The organism is Aeromonas sp. 603757 (genome assembly GCF_049171255.1).
GTDB lineage: Bacteria > Pseudomonadota > Gammaproteobacteria > Enterobacterales > Aeromonadaceae > Aeromonas > Aeromonas veronii_A.
In genome coordinates, this window is record NZ_JAAKOE010000002.1 from 327,767 (window position 1) to 352,230 (window position 24,464).

A 24,464-nucleotide genomic window follows, 5' to 3' on the forward strand; every position below is an offset into this window, starting at 1 on the left:
ATTCGTTCCAGCCCGCAGCGGTCGCGCTAAAGTGCGCCGCTGATCGCTAGCATTACAAAAAAACAAACTAGAGAATCAATGATAGATGGATTTCCCAAAGAGAATTAAACAACACAAAGCAGAATCCGATTCTTACGCTATTCTACTTTATAAGTTAAGGGATTTAGGGATATTTAGAAATTTAACCGACAATGACTATGGCATCGACTTTGAGATTGAGTTGGTTGAAGATGATAAAGTAACAGGGAAATATATAAAAGCACAGGTAAAGTCTTCAGACTATTTAACTATTAGGAAAACAGACTCAGTACCTACAGTAGGTGGCATTAAACAGAGTACATTAAATTATTGGGCGGAGTTGAGTCATAAAACACATGTTATTGCATATGTTGTCGACCTTAAAACGGAAAATATATACATATCAAAGCCTCTTTTCTGGCAGGTGATAAAACTTATAGACGGTTCTAATAAAACTAAAACAATCGAATTTGTGCAACACGATGACAAGCATCACGCAATCATCCCATCATTATTTACTAAACTATATGCACACTCACCATCCTTGATGGATGAAATTTACAGCCACAGAATGGCACTAAAAAATTTAAAGCATTTCTTTGATCTCTATGCGGATGTATTTCATTATGACTTCCATATGCCCGTTGACCAATTAGATATATTCGAGACATTCTTGGAAGTCAGTAAAGTTTTGCTTTGGTCCTCCACTATTGCATACGGAGACTTAAAAGAAGAAGAGAGGAGGTATATTTATTCTTTTTCTTACTGGAAGAGAGTCACAGAAAATGCAGGCGGAGAAGATGTAGCCAACTATGTTGCTCAAAGGCCATTAAAAGTATTAATGCCACATTTACTGGATGTGTTACGGAATTATGAAGGTCGTGTATTTGACAGCAAGTACTATTGGAAGCACAAGTCTCTTACTTATCTAAAGCTAGTTTACGATTTTCCAATTCCTCAGGTTTCAGGTCATGATGAAATTATAAATGTTGGATATAATCAATATGAGCGATATAGAAAGGATGGCGGCTTTGAATATTTAATTTCAAAGTGCTAACAATATAATACTGCTGGAAAACATTTCCGCCGTGCTTAAGATTTACTGTAGAGCACGGCGTTATGGCTTAGAAAGTTTTAAACTGTACCATATTAATTTTATTTCCCGCTAAGAGTTCTTGATACTTCCGGTTGTTTCATACCAAAAAGCTTTCCAGCTCTTTCTTGACCAATTTCTTTAGCTTTCTTAGCTAAGTGTTTTATATCTCGTTCAGTTAGTTCTTCACTCACATTTTCGTGAAGTTGTTTGGCTAGCTGCTCAATTTGTCCCTGAACATCGTTTAATTTTACAAAATAACTGGGTATTTGGTCTGTTGGTATCACTTGCGAAGACATATCACGAATTAGTGATTCTTTTGTCTGTGTTAAGATATCAACAGTTTCACGAGCAAGAGCTTGAGTCGTTCTACTTACTTTAATTTCTTGTTGTTGATGGTTTTCAACATTAACTTGGTAGCCTGTATTTGTTGGGTTACTTGTATCTGATGGGTTAAACGGATCTGCCATTGGTAGTTCTCCAAGCCTTACAATCAATAGTCCAAAGTATACTTGCATGAAAGTTTTATGCAAAATAAAATATTTCAATGAAAAACAATGTGTTACGGTTTAAATTGTGAATAGTGCAGTGGCGTTCAACACACAGTGGGCTGTTAACGCATGGCATTTCCAATGCCTAATGAGTCGAAGTGATTATGGTCGTTGTAGTTGAGTCTGGGGTAGTCCCATAGCAGGGCGTTAGGCGATTGCCTCGAGAAGCGGTTTTAACCATCCATCTCGCCGTTTTACCCTGCGTTGCTGCCATTCATGCCCACGGGTCACACTGATAGGCTATCGGTCGTCTAAAGCGGCTCAGGTGGTTCGTCTTCTGGAGCGCATGTCATCATCACAGAGCCAGTTAAAAAGAGAAGGGGAAGCAACCATTATGTTGCTTCCCCAATCGCCTTATTACACTAACCAGATATTGCTATATCAATCAGTCGGTTATCACGTCATGACTCGGCGCATCCTGCGTGATTTGCGCTATCTCGGTCTTGGGGTTATTCAACCTGCTTTGGAGCTGTGGCATGTCCTCGGGCTTGAACAGCGCCCCCAGCTCTATCCCTGGGCACTCTTGCAAGATCGCCCTCATCAGGCGGACGGTGCGCGTCGTTACTGGCACACACTGCCCGACCAGCTTGGCGCGTTTGGCTGACTTACAGTCATCCACGCTGGTTGGGCAGCCATTGACCATCAGCCATTCGGCCAACTCATCGTACCCCATCGTTTTCGTCATGCCGAAGGCGGACTGGGTATAAGCACGCAGAAAAACCCGCTTGAGGATGCCGAGCGAACCCTCATCCGTCATACGCATTGGCAATCCTTTTATCGACGTCTTGCAGACGAAGTAATCCTCCCAGTTCTCCCAGTCATCGAGAGTCTTCAGGCAGTTCGTCCGCCGCCAGTTATCGAATACCACACGTTGCTCCATAGCGGCAGCTACCGTCGGCCAGGGGCGTGTATCAAAACAAATATGCTCGGTGCCCAGCACGTGCTGCATTGATGGCAGCATGGGTTGCCGCTTGAAGTCGAACTCAAGATTCAGGGTCTTTGACCTGCTCACGGAGACGAGATCGCGTTCATTGATCCACATTTCAGCCGTAGATATTAAATGGTCACTCTCGACTTTTTGGCCGGGGGTACGATTCAGATAAAGGTCAAGCATGTACGCCTGATGCTGGTCCTTAGAGCAGGGGGGCTTAACCCCAGCCTTGGCCAGGATCTGAGGCTGACCCTCAACGCCTTCGGGAGTAAGTTGACCACGAGTCTTCATCGCGATGACCTGTTTAACCTGGTGTTTTTGCTCCAGCATCCGAAAGCCAGGGCCATCCAGTCGTTCGCCCAGTTCCTGAAAGCGGCGGCATATCGGGCCAGTCAGCACAAGTTCGTCATAGGTTGCATCGGTGAGGAAGCCATCCGTCGTGACGCTCACCACTGTTCGGTGAGCGGGGATGGAGGCCAAGACTTCTCCGAGTACGGCACGGATCAGGCCGGTCGTATGCGCGGCAAAGAATGCGTTGGTGATGGCGGAGCGCTCAATGGGTTTGCTCAATCCACTGGATGTATCGAAGGCTGACTTGCCCCTCAAACCTTGTGCCAGCTTGCCATAGAGAGAGTTACCGATTTCTTTCCAAAGCAGCTCTTCGAAGGATTTCTTCACATACGATTGGCGTTTTTCCCGAACCTGCGAGACAAAAGGCTCAAACAGGCGCAGTGGCGTATCTGCCCAAGGGATGATGACACCCTGATATATCTCAATCTGGCAACCCATACGGAGTGCGACCTCGATCTCTGGTGCGGTACAGAAAGATTCACCAGTGAGGGGAAACAACAGACCAATTTCAGTACGCACCGGTAGGCTGGGGTAACGTGTCCCGTCTGGAAATCTATATTTAACGCGAGCAAGACCAAAGACATGGCCACAGAAGTCGGCTGTGTTGGTGGTCATTCGCCCTCGCTCATAATCAAGGGGAAAAAGGTCAACGAGCCCTGTGGTATAGGCTCCGCTGAGGTCAAAATCGTTGAAGAGCGATAGTGGGGTCGGGCCATCCCAAAAGCATTCATTCCGTCCACCGTGGTAGCAATCGATGGCAAAACCCTCGAATAGCTTTGCTTCAGGTGCCATTTCCCGAGCCTTCTTGGTCACAGGTCTGGATGCATTTTTACTCCATCCAGTTTGCACCACCTCATGGGTTCCAAATAGCAGGTCCCGGTCTTGACCTGTTTCGCGCAGATGTTTCAGGAACACCGATGTGGCACAGCTGCCAATCGTCTTTGGCAGGGATGAAAGCTCCAGTGTCTTAGCGAATGCATGGAGTTGTAGGCCATATTTGACTGCAATTTCGGCATCGCGCAGGGCATAAGCTTCAAAGGCTGCCTTGTTGCCAGCGAGTAGCTCATCCATGCGATCAATGGAGTGACCTGCAGGGAGGGACAACTTTGGTAAGCCAATGAGTTCACCAACGGCGGCAAGACCAGCACCACCAGGGGTGTGCAGCATAGTATCGACAAAGTTAACAAAGGTTCGATGTGCTTTACGCTGCTTGTCTCGCAAAATCAACGGGGCTGGTTTGGCTTGACGGTGCAAGATGTTCTCAAGATCGATGCCATAGGCATTGTTTATGGACGCCACTGTTCGGCGAATGCCATTAAGCTGGGTTTTGAACCGCCAGAAGTCGCCAAATGAGGCAAGGTCTGCTCTTAGGAAATGAGCATACACAAAGACGTGCTTGGGCCACTCCGTGAGTATCCCTTTTTCCTTACATACCACTACGATGTGGCCGAGGAATTTATCGAAACACAGGCGATCAGATATCCGATTGGATGCGGGGTAAATGATATCTGAATGTTCTCCTTTCTCTGTCATAGCAAAGAACTGGTAGGAGAGAATGTCGTTACGCTTTGTCGCGGGATTGTAAACGTATTCGCTGTCTATGCCGATATGAAGTCTAGCCCCTTTTGCGGGAACCACTGTCTCTCCAGGCTTGAGATAATGCTGGGTGCGTAACCGCAGCGCCTTGTTGGTAGAATTCTCCTGTGCTGACAACAGGTAGTCGGGGATTTGCGTGTCGTCAGCAATCGAGGACCCGTCTGCGCTAACCAGTTTGCCGTTGTTGAGTAAGGGGGGCTCCCAGATAGAAGCGAGAGCAGCCTCCAACGGCGATGTCGCCGTAGCAAACGGGTCGATTGCCTCATCAGTAGATGAGGGCGTGCTGGTATCGGCAGGCTTGGTGATTACTTTGCCTTCACGCATGACGTGGTCATAATCCATGTCGTACAGACCGAGGGGGATAGCCGAGTTGTTCATTTTGTCTGGCCTTAGAAATTGAAAAAGGGCCCTCTGGCCCTTCTGTTACAGTTGCTTGGCTGGATGTCTTAGATCAGCCGGGCTGTGATGGTGTCTAAGCAAGCGCTGCGTTCTTCTTCGGTCTTGAACACAAGCCAATGGGGTTGTACCTGCGGAGATTCATTGAACAGGCCGATGAGCAACGCCTCGTTCTTATCGATGGAAACCACACGATCAACCCATTCAATGTCGACGAAGCCGTTGGCGAGCACGAGCAGGTTGCTTTTGGTTTGGCGCTGAACTTGTTTACACAATTGGGTCATCTCCGTCAGCGCCTCTTCTTCCGTATCGAACTTCATAACAGCCACCGCCTGCTGTGGGTTATTACGTTGCCAGAGACTGAGGTAATAGGTGTCATCGTCACCCTGTGACGGCAGTATCAGGCTCCGTGTGAGGGCGCTGAGTTTTAACAAGTTGGTGCCACAACGCACGAACGAAGAAGTTTTGTTGGTTTGAGCTTGGGTAGTGCTTTGCATTGCCATAATGTTTACCTTCTTATCAGTTAGTAAGCCGAGAAAGTCGTTCACTTTCCCAGCGGATGACTTCCTGGATGGGGAAGCGGGTCTGCCGACCGATGGTGACGAACGGGGGTAACGTCTCAGGGGCGATGACCATCTGCTTGTCCACAAAACTTTTGCTTACACGCCACCGTTGAGCTAGTTCACTTCGTGTCAACATATGTACATCGTCCATCGCTACCTCTCGTTTGTGCTGTTCGTTCGACTGGATTGCAGTATTCAGAAGTTGACCCCCCAAAGCATTGACAACACATGCATTGCGGAATTTTGTGTATCTTGGTTACGAATGGGTCTTAATGATGTTCCGCGCAACTCAACTGGAACACGCTGCGGGCAGTGGTATGTCTTCAGAGAGCCATTGCTGTTGAGTGGCATTGATATGAGGGAGTAAATGGGTCGTGGTGCGTTGCTGATATCGCATCGCCATCTGTAGTGATGAGTGGTTCAGGGCCTGTGCAACCATGGCAATGTCACCCGTCTGTAGCATCAGTTCCGTGGCAAAGGTTCGGCGGAGGTCATGAATGCAAAGGTCACTGATCCCTGCTGTAGCACAAATCCGCTGAAAGGCATGCCGTGGGTAGCTCATGTACCCTGAAGACGATTGGGAGGAGGGGAAAAGGAACCTCTGTTTGTTGACCAGTAGTTGCTGTGTTTCGATGAGCCTGATGGCATGAGACGTCAGGGCCACTTGGTGAGGTAATCCATTCTTGGTCGTAGGCAGGATCAGGTAAGCCTCATCGAGGTGCAAGTGGGCTTGTTCTATGGAGCACACCTCCCCAATTCGCATCCCTGTGTAGAGAGACAGTAAAAACGACCGACTTGCTTCCGAGTTTTGGGCATAACATGCATCGATAAAACGTGAGCGTTCATCAAGGCTCAGGATCCGCTTGCGTTCATTATTTTCCTTGAGTTGCCGTAACCCATTCATCGGTGAGACAGAGAGGTATCCGTGCTCCACGGCCAAGGTCAGCATCCTCGACAGGGCAGACAAGATCTTGTTCACAGTGGCGGGCTTGAGGTGTTCAGCAAGTCGCCTTTGGAAGGCCAAAACGGTTTGGCGATCCAGTGTTTTTAGACGACGGCTTCCAAACTCCGGCAGGATGTGTTTTCTGACCTTGGACAGCTCTGACTGCGTATTGCGCTTATGCAGCTGCATATCGTCGAGATAGGCGGTTTCAAAGATCTCTTGGAGGGTTTTGTTTTGTCCCAGGGGATACGTATTGCGGGCAAGTTTATGGAGCCTCGCATGCACCTCGTCCCTGGCCTCTTGTATGGAGATCTGCGGATAGGTACCAATGGTCTCGAAGACCCGTTTGTAACGATGAGTTGTGTCGAAGACGAAAGACGTAGATAGAGCGTACCGGTACACGTATAGCTGCCTTACGTCAGCATCACGATATACCTGCTGCTTGCCATTGGCTGGCGGTGGTAAGGTCTCAAGAGCTCGTTTTGTCAGTTTCAGAGTAGTAATGGACATAGATCCTCCTTCAGAAAAAGGAGGATGCTAGGCCATCGAGGATGGTTACATCATTGACATCACATGCATTCAGGAAATGCCATTTTTGTTAAATAGCATTCTCATTATTTGTCGGCTCAGGCAGGAGCGGTCCATCTTTTCCGATAATCTTATTAAGTAAGTGCCGCATCACTATATTTTCATGCCGGGTTTCAAGCTCGTCGAGTTTCGGTCTAGAAGAGAGGTCGATTGGCGTGGCACCATCACAAATAAAAACATCATCACAAATACTTATCAAAACAAGCAATAGGTTTTCTATAGTGTATGCAAAGGGTTTCTCTGGTGTACTGTATAGTGCGGAGACGTGAACCCAATTTCTTTCTAAATAATATATGACTAACTTGATGTATAGGTTTCTTGCGAGCTTCCGTACTGCAAGGTCAGTTATTGTGGTTCCTTGAAATTCTGATTTCCTTTGGTTTGTAATGGAGTATTCGTCTGGAGATTTTATCTTCGACCTACGGTCAGACAATGTTTCGTCTGTTTTCGACAAAACAAAAAATGCTGCAGTGCCAAAAGCCATGCACATAAAGCCAACTAAGTCTATCAAATAGGGATCTGATGTATCCTTATCGATTTTCTTTAGCATCTTAATGGCCGGCTCAACGAGCCAGGCTCTCGCAAAGTGTGCCTTGATAATATTCCGTTTTTTAGTATTGTTTTTTATGTTTATATTTGAGGGGATGTCCACTTTATCCAAGAAAGCTATCATCGAATCGGAAAGTTTCGTTGCATATTCTTTTATTGCATTATCTTCACCGTAAAATGATGAGTCATCGGTTGTCTCACTATAAATTGAGCCACATTTCTCAAATTCAATCTGCAATGCAGAATACAGTTGTCTTACTTCACCAGATAGATTTTCGGTAATGTCTTCCTCCCCAATGAAACTCCATCCAAATGCTACTAGAGCATCATAAACTTTACCCTGTACTTTCGATTTTTTGACGCATTCGGCATGAAGATAATAAATGTACTTACTCAGCAATTCTAAATTAAAAAGTTCATTCATTCGTGAAAATTCACTATAGACATAATTTTTTATAGACTGTTTTCTAAGAGTGAACTTGCCATCGATTTCTTCAAATAAGATGTCTGGCGTAAGGTCTGGATGTGTTTCAAGAATGTATGCTATATCTGAGTCATTATCATCAATTAGGTGTTTGTGCTGCATAAGGTACCCTGAAATCATAATGAATATTGGTATTTATAAGTAATCAAAAACATGAGGGGAAGCGGAGTTTTATTTTCATGTTGCCATGGTAATTCCCGAGGCGATATATGACTCATTTAATTAACGTCTTTTTATCACAGAAACCAATTACGGAACCATGTCTTGTAGGTTGAATTGAATATCACGTTATCATACCAGAGGTCAAACTCATTAATTGTGATATTTGTCACGTGGCAAGCTGTCTCAGACATCTCTGGGTGAGTGTTTCAAGGGATCGGAATGTAGGGGGCTAATGCTTTTAGTCCTTAGGTATCATACTCAACGCAGCCTTAACTTGATCTCTGGCAGCTTCACCGAACAAGAGTGTATTTGCTATGAGCATATTAACAACAGGCCCATTGGATGCAGATTGCTTACGGATACGCTCTTTGGCCGCAAATGCGTGCTTTTGACGGCGGTAAACATCTTCCCACCAATCACGACCATACTTTTTTAGTATGCATGTTTTGATTGTTTTAAAACGCTCCCTGCTGGTGGTTCCTTCAGCGGAGGCTAACACGCTTGCCCATATCATGCGTTTCTGCAGGTCATTTGGGACCCAATGTTGCCCTCTAAGTTCAGCAATAACATCCGGATGTAGATATAGAGTACCCTCTGAGACCTTGCGCTTCACCCAGAGAGGTTGGGCACACTCAAAAGCCGACTGTTTATCTTGAGCACTATACCCATGACAATGTAGCTTCCAAGTTTCCAACTCATCAATCGCGGCTAATCTCCGGGCTAACGTTTCCACATCTTCTCCATATTCATATAACGTTTACCACTACATGACCATGATCAGCTGAGCCCGGTAGATTTCTAGACCCGTGACCATGATGTATGGGGTGTTTCTAGAGCACATGGGCGATTCAGTGTATCCTCAATGGCGCTGTTACACCTATTACTTCTTCGTCGATAAATCATGTGGTTACGTGTAGGCTGCAATGCGCATTTCACGCGTGTTGCGCAGGATTATGGTTCTTCATGTGGGCGATTGAAGCCAAATCAGAGGATGCGTCTCGGCATTAGTCAGGATTGTTCAGTTTTAACTAAGCTGTGCGAAAAGAGGCCTGTGCTGACTAGCCCTGGCCTCTGTGTTTTCTGCTCTATGGTGCCGGGCTACTGACAGACTCCCCAGTTTACGCCGTCCGTGCCACATTCCTGGCTATGAGTACCATCCGCATAAGTTATCTGCTTCTGATAGAGGCCGCTGTTGTTTCAACAAATAATGCCCCTACCATTGTGAAGATTTACCTTTACATATGCCCAAAAAACTCAATCTAATGAAATTTTCAGCTACTAAATAATTGGCACTAAAATATAGTTAATTCAAAATTTGGTTGTAAAAACTAATCTTTGAGTAGCATATTATAAACTGCACCAATTAGATTGGCATCATTTCTATGCTGGCATGCAACAACCTCAAATTCCATGTTACCACCACGACTCAATAATATTTTTAATTGATTATTAATGCCATCAATCACTTTAGGCTGGCTGCTAATTCCACCACCGATCAAGATGAGATCCGGATCAATTGCATGCTTGATGTTATAAATGCCCAATGCATTGATAAAACAAAACTCATCAAGTAAAGAAATCATCAATGGATTCCCATTTGCTACTAAGGCAAAAAAATCCTCGCCATCAATAGTATCAACTCCCAGCGCCCATGCCGCTTTGCGCAATAATATTCGTGTTGAGCCAAGATCACTCCAGTTGGTTCGACTAAATGGATCCATAATCCAGTAGCCAAACTCACCACCATGCTGAGTCGCGCCACTCACTAAATGATCATTGATCACCACGCCACCACCAACGCCGGTGCCAATCACAACACAGGCATATGATTTAACGTCCTTCGCTGCACCAATCCAACCTTCCGATAACACGGCACAGTTAGCATCATTGGCCATTCCAACGGGCAAACCAAAGACCTCTGAGAACTTAGCCTTAATATTAAATCCATGGATATATCTCAGTGCTGTAATACCACCAATAAAACCAGAGACTTCATTAACTGCTCCAGGAATACTTAGAGCAATAGCAACTGGTGAATATTGATGTTGATAGGTCGATAAGACCATCTTCATTGCATCTAGTAACCCATGAAAATTATCAGGGGTCGAGAATGAACCCTTTTCATAAATAACTCCAGTATCATCTATTACACCATATTTAACGGCGGTGCCGCCAATATCAAAAGATATATAATTAGACATGGACGTCCCCTATAAAATTAACAACTGGTTGCCGTTCTCGCAGCAACCAGTTAATGCTAAGTGAGATTGACAGTCTTATTCCAGTTCAGAAATAGTCTCAGCAAATTGTGGCAAATGTTTTTTATGTGCCAATAGCAACTCGGTTGCCACCTTTCTTGCATCATCATCAGAATGTACCAGCGGATTGATATTCATGGCAACCAGCAAATCATTGAGGCTACCACTCACTGCTGCATTGGCTGCGGCAATTTCAAACGCTTTAATGCCATGGATTAAACCTAGCACTTTTTCGTCAAACTTACTAAAGCGTGGATCAGGTTTAGCACCATCACGACCGATCCGACAGGTCATCTCGACTGTCCATTCAGCAGGGATGTTTTTTATCTGACCATGATGGGGGACAATCACATAGTGCTCGCTGTGACTGTCATTATAAATGGCGCTGATGACTTCACAGGCAGCATCTGAATAATATGCGCCACCACGCATTTCAAGTTCTTTTGGCTTATAATTAAGATTCGGGTCCTGATACAGCTTGAACAAGTCTTTTTCTACCCGTTGTACTACCTGTGCCCTAGTTTCCCCTTTGTAATACTCGCCCATCTCAATACTTAGCATTTCTTTTTCTTTAAAGTAATAACGATGATAGGGACAAGGTAATAACCGTAAGCCGCGCAAAAAATCAGCCTCAAAGGGAATGCTAAATATGTTTTTTACTGAAGCGGATTCCTTTTGTGCGCCATCGATTACATATTCAAATAGCTCATTAAAACGAGATTCGCCATTAACGAAAGCATCCTTTATAAAAACGAAGTGATTCAAACCGAACAGCTCAAGAGATAATTCATCAGCATCTGTTAACTGTAGCGATTTTTGCACAAACATTTTCATGCCAATGGGGACATTGCATACCCCAATGAATTTTTTGAAATTGGTATGACGCGCGACAGCTTCAGTGACCATCCCCGCCGGATTAGTAAAGTTAATAATCCATGCATCTGGACAAATTTCTTCAACATCCTTGATAATATCAAAAATGATCGGAATGGTTCTTAGCCCCTTAAATAAACCACCAGCACCGTTTGTTTCCTGGCCAAGCAAACCATGGCTTAATGGAATGCGCTCATCTTTTTCTCGAGCTTTGAGCAGACCGACCCGTAACTGAGTGGTAACAAAATCGGCACCAGTCAAGGCCTCACGGCGATTGAGTGTCTTATGAAGGGTAATCGGCAAGCCTGACTTGGCAATCATTCGTTGGCACAGCTCAAATATTATATTCTGTTTTTTTTCACCGTCAGGAATATCGACCAACCAGAGCTCACCAATAGGGAGTTCTGCATACCTTTTAATGAATCCCTCAACCAGCTCAGGAGTATAGCTACTACCACCACCAATGGTGACTACTTTGAGTTTTTTATTCATAAAAAATACCGTTAATCCTTCACGCTGATCTTGCAGCATATTTTAAATGAAGATGCCGCTTACATTTTTCCATCTAAATGAGAATGAATATATTTTTGATAAAATCATCATGAAATTATTGATGGAACCTAAATAGGCTTTATTGTAACGGCTGTATGGCATAAATGGCATATCTACTATTTACGCCGCCCAGACAACTATTGTGGGTTCAAGGGGTAAACACCTGTAACTCGAAAAGCATGACGGCCATAAGGCCGTCATGAAACACTAGCTTCTCTTTACCACCATGCTTCAAACATGGCGCCGAAGGTCACTGTGTCATCATCAGATGTTGTCAACCCACCCTTGTCATCACGACCGGTATATTCATTATCTGCATTCCCGACGGTGGCGTAGAAGCGTAACATCGGGCGAGACCAGGTTTCACCACCGATAGCGATATTTTGTGATAGAGTAGTTTTCCAAGAGGTGTTAGTTGCATCGATATCATCATAATCGACGATACTATAACCACCCTCTAACCAGGTAGAATGTACATCGTTCCACTGGTAAGTCGGGCGCAGGATAAAGCTGTAGTTCTTGCGGCTCTCGTCACTCTTGTCTAAATCAAGTTTTTGATAAGAGGTCAAATATTGAATTTTTGCCCGCTCGGTCAAGGGGATAGCACCATCTAGGCTCAACAGCAAGGCATCTTGATTGTCAGCCAAATCAAACACACTGTTTAGCGCATTGTGTGAATAACGAATAACAAACTTTTGGCCTGCCCATACCGCTTCACTTGCTAACTGATAAGCAGAGTTTGCCAGCTCTTTTTTGTCATCTTCAGTTAATTTCTCGGAAGTAGTACCGTAGTTTGCATAAAGGCTAAGATCCACGTCACCCAACTTGATGCCATGAACTTTACTGGTCAGCGCATAACGACCGTTGTCTTCTACCATGTCATTATTAACTTGGCCGACACCGGCAAAATCAAATTTTATCCCACCTAAGGTCAAATTTTTGAAACCGGCACCTTGGCTATCATGAGTCATCCAGAAATAGTCATTCAGATCGGTCTGAGGTCTCTGATGAAAATCTCGGCCAGCCCACAGATACAGGTCTGGTTGCGACTCAAAAACATTAGCCACACCGGCGTACATTTTCTTGACGTTGACACCACCGTCGTCGGCCCAGGAACCTTCAGACCAATGATCCAGCATCAAGACTAAATCCCAGATGGCACCACTGTCGTTTTTAAAGACTTTGGCAAGCTGAAACTCGCCACCATTACCTTCATTACCCAAGCGACCAGTAGCATTACCACTCAAGCTACCAAAGCTACTCACACGCTCTTTATCTGAGTTTTGATAATGTGCGCCGTAACGAGCATAACCAGAAAATACAATTCCATCCGGTACTTTTGTCTCACTGGTCAATGTTGCTGGCTGCTGGTCATCTTTATATTTAGTTTCTGTGTTGACCTTGGTTTCCAACTCCTGAAGGCGAAGCTTCAGCGCTTCAATATCATCATTGCTATTCGCAAAAACAGACGCGGAACTCATTACCGCAGCCACAGCTGCGGCGGTATATAGTAAGCTAAATTTTTTCATTATAACTCCATGTTAATTTACAGAATATTTCTGAGAATGAAAAACCAACAGGTAAAGTATTGCCACCCAATCCATGAAATGAGCTAAATAGAACTGTATGAAACACACCCAACACATTAACAGTTAAAATATCAATATCTGTACTGGTTGGGATGTTTGTTAACTTATTATCTACTTCTGTTTATAGCAGGGCGCTTTTCAATATCAACACCCTGCCATCATATCGTCACAGTTGCAGTGACAAGGCATCATCTTCTTCAAACGTCTCTTTTGACTCACTTTCATTTTTGCAAGCGATATTGTCCTGCGCTTTCATAAATGGGTAGTACACGAAGATAGTCATCAAGAATACTGATACTTGCAGTAGCGCTGCCTTCCAGCCACCCACAATAAATCCACTGATGATCATCGGAGTGGTCCAAGGAACGGTAATCGCAGTGAACGGCTCGACCAGGCCTGCAGAGATGGAAAAATAAACCATCAGTACAGAAATAATCGGTGCACACAAGAACGGGATCATCATCAGTGGGTTAAATACGATGGGAAAAGCAAAGATCACCGGCTCGTTAATATTGAACAACCCTGGCATGATCGCTATTTTACCCAAATCTTTATATTGCGTGGACTTTGCAAACATCAACATACATACAACCAAACCAAGGGTCAGGCCTGCACCACCAAACGTTACATATTGGTCGATGAACTGGTTAGTAACAATCTTGGCGTTTTCCCCGGCAATCAACTGCTCTCCTTTGATGAGCAATTCTTGGTTTTGCAGCGCGTTCGCCGTCACGATCGGCCCCATGATCCCCATTACAATGGCGGATCCATGCACACCACACCACCACAGCAAAGAAATCAGCAGGGCAACAACGATGACACCCCCCAGAGAGTCAGACAAACCTTGCAATGGTATCTGCAGCAGATCGTACAACACCACCACCACTGTCTTGTCGAACGCGAACTTAAAGAAAATCCAGGTGAAGCAGGCTGTCAGGATGATCAAGGCCCCCGGGATCAGGGCGGTAAACGCATTAGCTACCCCCTGCGGCACGCCATCCGGCATCTTGATGGTCAGGTTCTTCTTCATGCACCAGCTATAAATCCAACCTACAGCGATGCCGACAAAGATGGCCACGATCATTCCCTTACCGCCCATATAGGCTTTAGGAATCACCCCACCCAAGGTGGCACCATCCGCAGCCAGAATGAAGTTATCGTTGAGGATCAGCATGGCTACGATTGCAAAAATGCCTGCACTAACCCCCTGATAGCCTTCATTTTGAACCCAGCTATAAGCGATACCGAACACACCGATGAGTGCCAGAATATCAAAAGTGGCACCTACTACTTGCCACAATGGCCCCTGCCAATTGTCACCAAAGATACTGGCCATCAATTCGCCATACCCAGGGACAGGAATAAACGCCAGTAATAGGAATACCGAACCAATAATGGTCAACGGCATGGTGTAAAGAAAGCCATCCTTGATTGCTTTGACCGGCTTGGAGTTAACAAACCCCATGACATAGGGCATCACGGCTTGTATTTTTTGGTTAAAATTACTCATTATAGATCTTCCCCACGATTTTTAATCACCGAACTGAACCAGTGGAAAGACATTTTTTTCTTTCGCTGATAGTTATTTTTGTGATCAACATAAATAAAGCCATACTGTTTTTTATAGCCATTGAGCCAGCTCAACAGGTCAATAACAGACCAAGCAAAGTATCCTTTGACGTTCACACCATCACTGATTGCTTGTTTCAGCGCAGTTAAATGCTCGCTGATATATTTGATGCGTGGGACATCACAAATTTCATCTTCCACAATCGGATCTTCATCACCAAGACCATTCTCAGTAATATAAATCTTGACTTGACCATAACGCTCTTTGAGCAGGTTCAAACCTGCTACAAATCCCTCTGGCGAAATCTCCCAATCCCATTTGGTATAACGTTTATCATCCATCTTCACGGTGCGGAAGAAACCATCGAAACTTGGATTTCCCGGTGCCCCAGTTGAGTTTTCACGGGTAGCTTCACGCTGCTCCAGAGAACCTTTGATCAATTCAACCCGACTCGGCTGATAATAATTGAGCCCCATAAAGTCATTTAAACTAGCGGCCAACTTGATGGTTTCTAACTCTTCTGCTGTCTGCTCTGGATGGAAGCCGCTGACTTTCAGTGCGTCCATGACATAAGCTGGATACTCACCCTTCAAAATCGGGTCGAAGTAGAGATGGGTCGCATACGCATTAGCATGAAATGCCGCTTTTTGGCTATCTTCACTATCATCAACGCCAAAAGCTGGACTAAATACGTTACTGATACCAATTTCACCATATAGATTCATGGATTTATATAGCAGTACCGCCTTGGCATGCGCATAAAAAACATTGTGAACAGCCTGGAAATACTTCTTCGGATCATTCTTGATTCCTGGTGGGTGAGCGCCAGCCATATAACCTAGAGAGCAAAATACAATCGTCTCATTGATGGTGATGAAGTGTTTTACACGATCACCAAAGGCTTCGAAGCACACTCTTGCATAGTTAACAAATGCATTGACGGTACGCTGGCTTAACCATCCCCCCTCTTTTTCTAGGGGCAGTGGCAGATCCCAGTGATAAAGTGTGATAAAGGGCACAATGCCATATTTCAGACACTCGTCGATTAAGTTGTTGTAAAACTCAATCCCTTTTGGATTAATCTCGCCATCACCATTTGGGAAAATACGAGCCCATGAAATGGAGAAGCGATAGGACTCCAGACCCATCTCAGCCATCAAGGCAACATCTTCTTTATAGCGATGATAGTGGTCAACCGCGATATCACCATTGGTGCCTTCGAAGGTTTTCCCCGGGATCTTGGAAAATTCATCCCAGTTAGTCATGCCTTTGCCATCTTCATTCCAGGCTCCTTCTACTTGGTAAGATGCGCTGGCTGCGCCCATCAGAAAGTCATGTGCAAACTTCATTGATAATGCTCCGCTTAATTGGAAATTTTCTTGTGAAGATCGATCAACTCTTTGACCAACTCACGGGCCAACATGGATGTCATCAGGTGATCTTGGGCATGGACCATGATCAGTGTCATCGGGGTCTTACCCTCTCCCATATCAGCTTCAATCAACTGTGTCTGTACCAAATGGGCGGCATTCGCTGCGTGACGAGCCTCTTCCATTTTGGCATCGGCCTGAGCAAAATCCCCTTGCTTGGCAAATGCCAAGGCTTTGTAAGAACAGCTACGAGCTTCACCAGAATTGATAATGATGCCCATTACCTGCTCTTCAAGATCCATTTGCTGAACCTCTGAACCGTCTTCTTTTATATCGTCTAGGTTTAGATCGTCGAAATTCATAGATGCCCCTGATCATTTAAATATAAATAAATTTGTTAACCAATAGCCAAGTCAGTTTATGAAAGTTAACCTTGTCACCTTAATAAAAACGGTGGCGCGCACCAATGAACCCCGCCTAATTATATCTGGCAGGTTCATTGATAAAATAATTTGGTATAGCTTTGTTTAAGTCTAAGTACTATAGCTTAGGCAGGCTTGGCTGCTTTTTTAATTTCAGCTATAGCAACTTTCAATACGCTTAGGCCATCTACTCGGCCATACATACCAGTATCAATCACAGCGACTGGCTTATGAGGGAAACGCGCTGAGATATCTTGACACATATAACCGACCTGAGGGCCCAGTAGAATAACGTCAGCTTCAATACCTTTTTCATTGGATTGAGATTCAGGAAAAGCTTCAATATCAACCGGCACAGAATGTTTGGCGGCTTGCTCACGCATTTTATTGACTAGTAAAGATGTAGACATGCCAGCGGCACAAAACAGATAGATTTTTTTATTCATTACATAGTCCTCAACATACTTAAGTTAGAATGTGGTGTTTAATCACCTTGATGATGACTATAAAGAAAAATGGAACCGGTTACAGAAACCGGTTCCATTTTTGTGCTGCAACTCACAAGAAATAACAGTTCACTGCATTCGTAGAACGTGTCAGAAGCTAGGCAAAAGTTCGCCTGAGGGCCTAGTATTATTGGCTTTAGCGCCGAAAGACTCTGGTCTACTGCGGCCATAGATAAGCGAGGGATTGAGCGGACTCATGTGAGGTTTTTAGACGTTGGAGGTACACATAAAGACCCAATGGGGTCTTTATGTTGTATGATTCGAATCACGATGAAGTGATGCAAGTCATCCCGGATGACCTGATCTTTAATTCCCCCCGAAACACTTTAGACTCGAAAGGTACTTCTTGCCCATCCATCAACTTGAGTGCTATCGCCATGGCATGATGAACCATCTCAGTGAGCGGGAACCGATAAGTGGTCAACGGTGGCGATAGATAGGCCGAGATCTCTTCATCGTCGATACTGGCGATGGACATGTCGTTAGGTAGCAATAGCCCTGCCTCGCGAAATGCCTGCATCGCCCCGAATGCAATCGAGTCACTCGCGGCAAAGAGGGCACTACATCCACCCCCTTTTGTGAGATATTGCTTTGCCGCACGATAACCCTCCGCGATGTTAAAGCTGCTGCATTGGTACCAGTGTTCTTGATACTCAATACCCCATTCCAATAACATTTTCCGATATGTGTCCATACGAGCAATGCCTGTTGGCGTGATCGCTGGTGGGCCAAAATAGGCAATCCTAGTGTGGCCTAGGGAGAGCAGGTGACTCACTGCTTGTTTGGTGGCGTGTTCATTATCAAAGTAAATCGAATAACCACAATGGGAAGGTAGTGAGCGTCCGATAAAGATGATTGGTAGCCCAATTTCCTGCTGAATGGACAACATATCAATTTCAGTCATATGCCGGGTATATACAATCAACACGCTGCAGCGACGATCTACCAGTGAATAAATAGCCTGCTTTTCTCGTTCTGGTTCATTATGGCCATCGGTCACAATCAGCTGCTTATTTGTTTGGTCTGCAACCAAGGCTGCATTCTTTAATAAATGCCCAAAGTGTGCACCGTCAAAATCTGATACAACCAAACCAATACTATTGCCACTCTTATTTGCTAACGCCTGTGCTACCAAATTAGGACGAAAGTTGAGTTGTTGCATGGCAGCATGAATCAATTTTCGGGTTGACTCTTTAACCGGACCTGTTTCATTAATGGCGCGTGATACGGTTGCCTTGGAAAATCCAGTGATTCTGCAAATATCATTAATTGTTGCCATCAGTTGTTGCTTTCCTGTCAAGACGATTGATAATGCATTCCATTTTTCATGAGCATATCAAATTTTATTATAATAATAAAATTTAGTTGACATTGTTCAATTTGAACAAAAACTGTGGGAATGGCCTGCGGTTGCCCCAGGGTGGGGCTCAAATGAGGTCTAGGCTAATCTGAGACAAAGGGGATAAGCTCCCGAGCCGTTTTCCTTACTTAGTTGGACTGCAGCCAAAGGAGCATACTATCCAGTCTGTCAATGGGATGTGTCTAGAGCACAGGGGCGATTCAGTGTATCCCCAATAGCGCTGTTACACCCATAACTTCTTCGTCAATAAATCAGATGGTTACGTACAATCGGCAATGCGCATTTCAAGCGTGTTGCGCAGGATGATGGATTTTCATTTGGGCGATTGACCCTAAATCAGGGGAGGGGGATGCGGCTCGGCCATTAGTCAGGAATGTTCAGTTATAGCTAAGCTGTGTGAAAAAGAGGCCAGTGCCGACCGGCCCTGACCTCTGCGTTTTCTGCTCTATGGTGCCGGATCACTGACAGGACCCCCAGTTTACGCCGTCCGTGCCACATTCCAGGCTATGAGTACCGTCCGCTTTTCGCAGTGTTTCGGCCTCAGCACATCAAGGTGCAGACAGTTCTGTCTCGCACACGATGACCTCGCACTCTGATGAGTCGGGGAAGTCTCCGCCTTCGTCGGTGACATATATCTTGTCGGCATGAACGCGGTAGTTACCCGCCGGGGTCAGCAGTGGGTTTTCATACGTGCCCTGATAATCGACAGAGACAGAGGTCGCACCATGGGATCTCAATGTGACACGTCCATTGGGGGCGATAGTGATGGATTGTTGAATCCCATTTTCACCCCCGAAGTTGAAATAGCGGGTTCCCGTGAACGGCAGCGCCACGGCTTGTTGCTGTGGATCGCCGGTATGGTCGGCGCCTCTGGCGCTTTGGCACATTTTCTCTAGCAGCAGATCCAGCATTCCCTCTGGCTGTGGTCGCCCGTTAATCTCCAGCGCCTCCACAGAAAAACCATCGTCTTGCATCCAGACCTGCACCATGGCCCGTGCGGGCTGACTGGCATAGGTGATGGTGCCGCTGACATTCACCAACTTCCGACCATCCGCCGCTTTCCCGCCGGTCCACTCGGGGTCTTCGAAAAAGCTGTTGACCATCTTCTCGACGGAGATGTCCGGGCACATCTCCAGCTCGCTTTCCTTGAGGGCTGCCACATCCAGCATGCTGAGTACGCCAGCATAAGCGCCTGTCGAGCAGAGCATCATTAAACCGACTGCAGTTTTTATGTTCATACAAGGCGCTCCTCACCACACCCATGAAAACGCGGATATGGGGCGGTAGTTATAGCGACGGTCAAACTCCTCCTGTGTCAGGCACAAAACACGGATGAACTCGATCACGGACAAGATCAGGGGAAGGCCGGTGGTGCAGAGCACTAAGTAGATAAGCCCCCAGCCCCAATTCCCGGTGTAGAACTTATGCAGACCAATGCTGCCGCCCAAGAATGCGAGCACAGCGGTGAGCCCCTTGCGCTTGCCATGGTGCGCAACGGTGTTTGCGCCGTTTAGCGGTGCCAGCGGGGGAGTGGTTGCGGCAGAGGGGGGCGGGGAGGCTGTTGCCCCCTCTTTAATCGGCCATGCTGCGATATCGATAGGCTTCAGCAGTTCATCCGTGATTGCCCTGGCTTTCTTCTTTGCAGCGCCGAAGGTATCGATGGCATCGACAAACGAGCCATTGAGGGTGAGCTGTATGGTCTCATTGCCTTGAGAGGTGAAATTCACGGTGATACGCATACCGAAAGGGTTAAAGCCATATTTCCAGGCGGCTTCGATCCTGCCTTGTGTACGCTCAATGGTTTTTAATGTGCCACCCTGAGCTTGCAAATGGGCGGCGACATGCTCGAAGAGTGGCTCATAGGGACTGGTGGAGCAAAGAGTGTTGTCGGACACTTTTTGCAGGCTGATGGTGTTCATGCATGACTCCTTGGATATCGACTGCGGGATGGTTGACGACAATGTGAAACAGCGGCGACAGGTGTTGTCGCGGCATGTCAGGCGCTGTCGCCAGATGTATAAACTGGGATCTTTGTCACAAATAGGTCAGGGCGGAGCCTGACTCATCAGGGTCAATAAATGGCGCAAATCGCGGACGATCTGCTCATGGATAAATCCGGGCGAGATCACGGTGAGCCCCGGCATCCAGGATTTGATGACAGGCAGAATCTGATTGGCATCGAGTACGCGACTGCTCAATAACAGCGCACCGTCATCCAGGGTTTTGACAATCTCCTGCTCGGGCAACAACGGGCGATGCTGAAAGTTGATGGCGATGGCGGCACTGGCCTTGAGGAGCACCTCGATCATGCCGGAGCGCCAGAGCGTCGGGTCGGTATCGATCTGTCGTTGAATGTACGCGTCACGGGTGAAGGTCTGTTGCGATAGCTCAACCAGTGCGATGTGGCTCAGCGGATAGGCTTGCAACCGCCCCTCGCTGGCGCCGACCAAGTGCCAGGTGCCCTTGTAGTTGACGAGCTGATAGGGGCTAAACAGTTGCTTGCGCTGGTCTTTGGTGATGAGCCAGCATTGCAGATGCTGGGTCAGTGCCTGCTCTAATACCGGTAACTGGTGGCTCAGTGAGTCGGTGGACTGGGCATCGAATCCCTTGATAGCAAAGAGACATGGATTGCCCCTGTCCAGCAGCTGACCCAGACGATGTTCACTGGCACGAGGGAACAAGTCGGTGATGCCCAATTGCTCGGCCAGCTTGCGCAGCTTTCCGTCGTTCTTGTGATTGAGGAACCCAGGATCCAGCCAGTATTGCTGGCTGCGGTGCTCTATCGGTAGATAGCTGAGGCGTTGATTGAAATCCCGCTGCAGGGTGCGCACGGTGACGTTGTACTCGGTGGCCAGATCACTCAGGTGCAGCTTCTCACCACTGTACAGGCGGGTGAGGAGCATACCGAGGCGCTGAGCAATCTTGTCGTGTTCGTGCATACCATCACAGAAGGGGAGTAACCGTGTCGCGGATTATCCAAACAGGCCGCGACACGGCGTGACGAATTGGATTGCAGGCAGTTTTTCACAAAACCCATCATCGGCGATGGGCTTTTGTCATCAGGTGAGGGTTTTTGTTATCAACCGGCGAGAAGCGGTTGAGCGGGCCAGGAAGGCCCGTTCGGTGAGGTTGTTGCTGCTTGTCCAGAGATGGCCTGAGTTGATGCTATTGAGCTACTTAACTGCGATACCGGTATCTTGCCACTGAGGGAGATACCGAAAGAGGGTTGGATAGAATAGGAGCACACACCCACTTCGCTTGGTGTGAAGAATACGTCAGAATTCCTGTGATTGTGATCCCGCTACCTACTCATGTAATGTCAAATCCAGTAGGTTTATCGCATCAACGCCTCGCAGTGTGGGAATTACAGCTAGCTATATTGTTATGGCAGACTATTCACCATTCATAATAATGGCAACAAGAGGGAGCGGCCAATGAGCTTTGGAAGAATAGCGGTAGGAGTCGGGGGGGTTGCGGCAATCTTAATGACGTATTTTGCAGGCAAAGAATCTGGCAAAAAAGAAGGTCATGCCGATGGCTATAAAAAGGGGGAGGAAAAAGGGAAAGCTCTATATGCTGCCAAACTTGCTCAGTTACATCAAAGCATCAAGGCGATGACTGAAGAAGCGAGCAAGCGTGATGATCTCATCATTTGCGCCTATGCAGTCGGCATTAGCTGTGCCCGCGCTAATGGGTCATTGCCAGTCTACAAGGTCGAAGCTTTGGAAGACTTGGTGTTCGGCATTGGCAAGGTGCAAACGCGATCCAAACACGTCCAAGATCAAGTCAGGGAAATGACACTCACCCCGCCAAACTTGAGAACGGTCTGGTCGCTCATCAGAGAAAAGGGCTTTGATAAGCCGCATCACAAGCGAATGTTCACCGAAATCGTTGACATCATGGCGAGTATTGAAGAAAACCCGACTAAAGCTGATGTTGAGTTTGTTGAGATCTGGAACAAGCTGGCAGCAGCGTAATGGGAGTCGGCGCGATATGACAACTAAAAATCAACATTTAGACCGTCTGGAAAAGATGCGTCAAGCCAGAGATGTACAAACCCCAAGAGCGCTTGCATCGCCTTCAACGATGGTGGAGTTTTTAGACACCCCGGTTGATCAGGCTTTCATTGAAGGTGCTGATTCGGCAAAAGCCTTCAGTAACCAGCTTGAAGACACGGATGCCATAGCTACTCAAAGAGAGGCTCAGGCTCTTCTGGATAGCCTGAACACAGGCAGTGCCATCGAAAAAATATTGGAGCCTGTCTTCCTCAGCTTGTTCGACGGTGTTATGCGGGCTTTCAAGATGGGCACCAAGCAGGGGCTAACTGCCTCCCGCCTGTATCAGGAGTGCAAGGTGTTTACCTATGCGAATGCTGCAAACAGTAGCCCAATGGTAGATAGCTATACCGAAAACCTGAATGAGCGGGACAACATTGCGGAGTTCGGTAGTCATTCGAGCTTCAATGGCGGATCCATGACGCGCAAAGATGAAGAACTCTTGATGCGTGATGGTAAAAAGATGAAAGCCAAGAAGGAGGCTCATTTTAATGGCGATTATCGTGCCAAAGATGAGTACGACGGAAAGGACATTTTCCTGACAAAAGCTCAGGCCAATAGTGAGGGAAGAAGTGATCGTTATGCTGAAACGGATCACATCGTTTCTTGTGCTGAGATTTGCAACTCGCTAAAGAGCAATAAGGCGCTACATCTGGACGACATCAAAACCATCATCAACATTGATGAAAACTATGCCGTCACCAGCAAGCAAAACAACGCCGGCTCTAATATCGGCAAGTTCGACAAAACGCGGGATGAGTTGCAGGCTGAATTAGACCAAGGGTATGCCCAGTTCAAAAACAAAAAGCACAAACTTAGCGATGAAGATAGGAAAACCCGGCAAAACCAGATCGAGGCGATGGATAAGGCACAACAAGCTATTGATACCAAAACCAATGTGACCGTAGCCAAAAACGTTCTCTTCGACAACGAAGTGCAGATCACGCTAGGGAAGGATGCGGCCAATGCATCCAGTCACTATGCGCTAGGCAACGTGATCATATTCGCGATAAAGCCCATCTACTATGAGCTGAGCGATTGTATCAAGAATGGTATCGAGGAGGGGGTTGGGGCCGACAGCTTTTCGGAAGCCCTTAAGATCCGCTTGGGGAGAATGAAAGACCACCTGTGGTCTCATGCACTTCCGTTGCTCAAAGATACCGCGCTGGGCTTTTTTAAGAACTTCCTTTCGATGCTAATGGAAGGCATTCTTAATTGCTTTGTTGGTGTCTTCAAGCAAGTCATGCGACTGGTGAAGGAAGGGTTCAAGATATTGATGAGCGCTATTCCTATCTTGCGGGATGAGAAAACTACGTCGACCCAGAAAGGCGATGCCCTGCTGAAACTGTTCGCGGGCTCACTATCCATCTTTGCCTCTCTTGCCATTGAATCATGGCTAAGCAGTTCTGGCATGCCAGAGTGGCTTGCGATCATTGCTTCATCCATGTTGACTGCTGTCGTCACTTCTTTGGTCATGCACCTGCTGGATAAGATGGATTTGTTTGGTGTGAATCGCGAAATCCAATCGCGCCGGATTGATGAGTTGCTGCAAAGCGAAATCGATTCGACCACTGAAGGCATCTTCTCGACAATGGCGAAGCTGGCTTAATAAAAAGGGTGAATCGCTACCAGTGTTCTAAACACATCCAGTCCATTCTCAGTAACGGGTAGCGATTCACTTTCA

General features: G+C 46.4%; 20 protein-coding genes. 3 read left to right on the forward strand and 17 right to left on the reverse strand.

Annotated features, from left to right (window positions below; all coding sequences use genetic code 11):
* The first annotated feature begins 85 nt into the window (after positions 1–85).
* Positions 86–1,075, forward strand: a complete 990-nt coding sequence (locus G5332_RS03315) for a DUF4365 domain-containing protein (protein ID WP_421249567.1) — start codon at positions 86–88, stop codon at positions 1,073–1,075.
* 98 nt (positions 1,076–1,173) lie between these two features.
* On the opposite strand, the gene G5332_RS03320 is transcribed toward G5332_RS03315, so the two are convergent.
* The 17 genes from G5332_RS03320 to G5332_RS03400 all read right to left on the reverse strand — a co-directional run bounded on the left by G5332_RS03320 (position 1,174) and on the right by G5332_RS03400 (position 21,664).
* Positions 1,174–1,581 carry a hypothetical protein gene (locus G5332_RS03320; RefSeq protein WP_266136666.1) on the reverse strand — a complete coding sequence of 136 codons (408 nt, stop codon included), beginning with the start codon at positions 1,579–1,581 and terminating at the stop codon, positions 1,174–1,176.
* Between the two features lie 466 nt (positions 1,582–2,047).
* Positions 2,048–4,918 (reverse strand): hypothetical protein, encoded by a 2,871-nt coding sequence (locus tag G5332_RS03325; RefSeq protein WP_421311109.1) that lies wholly within the window; start codon positions 4,916–4,918, stop codon positions 2,048–2,050.
* Between the two features lie 68 nt (positions 4,919–4,986).
* On the reverse strand, positions 4,987–5,439 hold the full coding sequence (locus G5332_RS03330) for a hypothetical protein (RefSeq protein WP_421171916.1): 453 nt from the start codon (positions 5,437–5,439) through the stop codon (positions 4,987–4,989).
* 349 nt (positions 5,440–5,788) lie between these two features.
* Positions 5,789–6,952 carry a tyrosine-type recombinase/integrase gene (locus G5332_RS03335; RefSeq protein WP_421249569.1) on the reverse strand — a complete coding sequence of 388 codons (1,164 nt, stop codon included), beginning with the start codon at positions 6,950–6,952 and terminating at the stop codon, positions 5,789–5,791.
* Positions 6,953–7,040: 88 nt separating this feature from the next.
* Positions 7,041–8,165, reverse strand: coding sequence for a hypothetical protein (locus G5332_RS03340; protein ID WP_421249570.1), 1,125 nt, complete (start codon positions 8,163–8,165; stop codon positions 7,041–7,043).
* Positions 8,166–8,463: 298 nt separating this feature from the next.
* Positions 8,464–8,958, reverse strand: a complete 495-nt coding sequence (locus G5332_RS03345) for a hypothetical protein (RefSeq protein ID WP_421311110.1) — start codon at positions 8,956–8,958, stop codon at positions 8,464–8,466.
* A 595-nt stretch (positions 8,959–9,553) separates the two neighbouring features.
* Positions 9,554–10,426: an ROK family protein gene (locus tag G5332_RS03350; protein ID WP_421171919.1), complete on the reverse strand. Its 873-nt coding sequence runs from the start codon at positions 10,424–10,426 to the stop codon at positions 9,554–9,556.
* Between the two features lie 75 nt (positions 10,427–10,501).
* Entirely contained in the window at positions 10,502–11,848 is a 1,347-nt protein-coding gene (locus tag G5332_RS03355) for a 6-phospho-beta-glucosidase (RefSeq protein WP_421171920.1), read from the reverse strand.
* Positions 11,849–12,126: 278 nt separating this feature from the next.
* Positions 12,127–13,437, reverse strand: coding sequence for a carbohydrate porin (locus G5332_RS03360; RefSeq protein ID WP_421171921.1), 1,311 nt, complete (start codon positions 13,435–13,437; stop codon positions 12,127–12,129).
* 226 nt (positions 13,438–13,663) lie between these two features.
* On the reverse strand, positions 13,664–15,007 hold the full coding sequence (locus G5332_RS03365; RefSeq protein ID WP_163147472.1) for a PTS sugar transporter subunit IIC: 1,344 nt from the start codon (positions 15,005–15,007) through the stop codon (positions 13,664–13,666).
* On the reverse strand, positions 15,007–16,416 hold the full coding sequence (locus G5332_RS03370) for a glycoside hydrolase family 1 protein (protein ID WP_421171922.1): 1,410 nt from the start codon (positions 16,414–16,416) through the stop codon (positions 15,007–15,009). The genes G5332_RS03365 and G5332_RS03370 overlap by 1 nt, the downstream gene beginning before the upstream one ends.
* Positions 16,417–16,430: 14 nt before the next feature.
* Complete coding sequence (gene chbA, locus G5332_RS03375; RefSeq protein WP_421171923.1) at positions 16,431–16,799, reverse strand: PTS N,N'-diacetylchitobiose transporter subunit IIA; 369 nt, start codon at positions 16,797–16,799, stop codon at positions 16,431–16,433.
* 185 nt (positions 16,800–16,984) lie between these two features.
* Positions 16,985–17,305: a PTS sugar transporter subunit IIB gene (locus G5332_RS03380; protein ID WP_069529424.1), complete on the reverse strand. Its 321-nt coding sequence runs from the start codon at positions 17,303–17,305 to the stop codon at positions 16,985–16,987.
* A 325-nt stretch (positions 17,306–17,630) separates the two neighbouring features.
* Positions 17,631–18,644, reverse strand: coding sequence for a LacI family DNA-binding transcriptional regulator (locus G5332_RS03385; RefSeq protein ID WP_421171924.1), 1,014 nt, complete (start codon positions 18,642–18,644; stop codon positions 17,631–17,633).
* 629 nt (positions 18,645–19,273) lie between these two features.
* Positions 19,274–19,963, reverse strand: a complete 690-nt coding sequence (locus G5332_RS03390; RefSeq protein WP_421171925.1) for a hypothetical protein — start codon at positions 19,961–19,963, stop codon at positions 19,274–19,276.
* Positions 19,964–19,975: 12 nt separating this feature from the next.
* Positions 19,976–20,644 (reverse strand): TM2 domain-containing protein, encoded by a 669-nt coding sequence (locus G5332_RS03395; protein WP_421171926.1) that lies wholly within the window; start codon positions 20,642–20,644, stop codon positions 19,976–19,978.
* 126 nt (positions 20,645–20,770) lie between these two features.
* Complete coding sequence (locus tag G5332_RS03400; RefSeq protein ID WP_421171927.1) at positions 20,771–21,664, reverse strand: helix-turn-helix transcriptional regulator; 894 nt, start codon at positions 21,662–21,664, stop codon at positions 20,771–20,773.
* A gap of 495 nt (positions 21,665–22,159) precedes the next feature.
* Between G5332_RS03400 and G5332_RS03405 the strand changes: the two genes are divergently transcribed.
* A complete protein-coding gene (locus G5332_RS03405; protein ID WP_213391816.1) occupies positions 22,160–22,702 on the forward strand; it encodes a hypothetical protein in 543 nt (180 codons plus the stop codon).
* 16 nt (positions 22,703–22,718) lie between these two features.
* On the forward strand, positions 22,719–24,389 hold the full coding sequence (locus tag G5332_RS03410) for a hypothetical protein (RefSeq protein WP_421171928.1): 1,671 nt from the start codon (positions 22,719–22,721) through the stop codon (positions 24,387–24,389).
* Positions 24,390–24,464: the final 75 nt, after the last annotated feature.